This is a genomic window from Clostridium sp. (assembly GCF_051654825.1).
In the GTDB taxonomy this organism is placed as follows: Bacteria; Bacillota; Clostridia; order Clostridiales; family Clostridiaceae; genus Clostridium.
Genome location: NZ_JBOFYU010000211.1, coordinates 1 through 1682 on the forward strand (window position 1 = coordinate 1; position 1682 = coordinate 1682).

2 protein-coding genes are annotated in these 1682 nt (G+C 31.9%); both read right to left on the reverse strand.

Annotation, left to right across the window (positions count from 1 at the left end; translation table 11 throughout):
• On the reverse strand, positions 1–539 hold a 539-nt coding region (locus tag ACRDBA_RS12330), incomplete at its 3' end, for a chondroitinase family protein (protein ID WP_438573222.1).
• Positions 540–611: 72 nt separating this feature from the next.
• Positions 612–1682: extracellular solute-binding protein (locus ACRDBA_RS12335; protein ID WP_438573223.1), on the reverse strand; the 1071-nt coding region annotated here is incomplete at its 5' end.

Sequence of the window (1682 nt, forward strand, 5' to 3'; positions counted from 1 at the left end):
ACCTGTTCATCTCTTGCATTATGTCTTGGATCTATTAATACTGATGGTATAATTTGATCTATTAATATCTCTCCACTTTCATTAGGTGCTACAAAAGTTATTTCATCCATTCCTTCAATAGGTTCACCCTTCATATCTCTATCATACTGAACCCACATAGTTCTCCAACCTTTAAAATTCATTTTTATTGGAAACCAACATTTTACTATCCCATCTTTCTTAAACTGTACCAACATCTCTCCATCAATAGGTTCTTCATTATATATCCACATACTATAACTACTTCTTGCTTTTTCTTGTTCACCTGTTTTAAAAACTGTGTATCCTACATCACCTAAAATACTTAAAGCTTCACCTTTTTTAAACTTCCATTTTAAAGAGCTCTCTCCATCTTTATATTTTTCCTTAGATATTGATATAGAATCTTTTACATCTACCTTTATATTTTTAGGCATTTCATTTTCAAATTGATATACTTTTAGATCTTTAGCGTATAAAACTCCTGTTAACATAATCGCTCCTAATACAATTTTTTTCATTTTACTCCCCCTCTTACCAATATATAAACTCTATAAAAAAACTAGGTAATTCTACCTAGTTTTTTTATGTTTTTATTTAACACTATTGTAGTGGTTGTAGCCTTGTTGTACTATCTCTTTTGCTCTTTCAATACCATTTTGTTGAATTCTACTCATATAAGTATCCCAATCTGTATCTACATCTGAAACACCTAAAATCCATTTTTGCATATATTCCTCTGTTGTTTGATTTACAAGTGCCATAATTTTATCCAACTCTTTTATATCTTTTGGACTATATTTTAATATAGGTAAAGGTCTCTTTGTATTTCCATCCTTCATATACATTTCAAAACCTTGTTTTGCAATATCATTTGAATATTGGAATTCATATTCAGCATCTTGTTGTACTCCTGGTCCTGAAACTTGAGCTCCAACCTCTTGTAAAACTTTTAAAGGTCCTTTTCCATCTGGATTTTTTAATACATAATCTGTAAATACTGGTTTCCCATCTACCATTGTATAATGCTTTCCTTCAATACCAAAGTTCCAAGTTCTTCTTCCCTCTTCAGAGAACCACCAATCCATAAACTTAATAGCTTGCTCTGGATTCTTTGAAGCTGCCGATATTCCCCAACCAATCTCTGGAGTTGTATTTCTTCCCACTGTTACACTCTTCACTCCATCTTTTATCTGTATTGGTTCCATTGGATAAAATTCAAATCCTGGTATTTGTCCTGTTGATAAGCTATTATAACTAGCTGTACTTCCAAACCAGTCTAAAGTCATTCCCCCCATATTTGTTGGTAAAACTGCATCTCTTGCTCCCCAACCTCTAGTGAAAACCTCTTTATCTATAAGACCTTTTTTATACCAATCTGCTGATAATTTTACTGCCTCTTTAAAATTTGGATCTAAAGTTGCAAAAGTAACTTGATCATTTTCTACATAAAATGTTTTATATGGTCTTGCACCAAAAATTCCTGTTAAGTTATTTAATGCCGCTTGAATATTTCCACGTACAAAGATTCCAACTTCATCTTTTCTTCCATTTCCGTTGGCATCCTGCTCTTTAAATATTGTTAAAGCATTCTCAGTCTCTTCTAATGTTTTTGGAACTGGTAATCCAAACTTTTTTAACCAATCAGTTCTTATAAAAAGTCC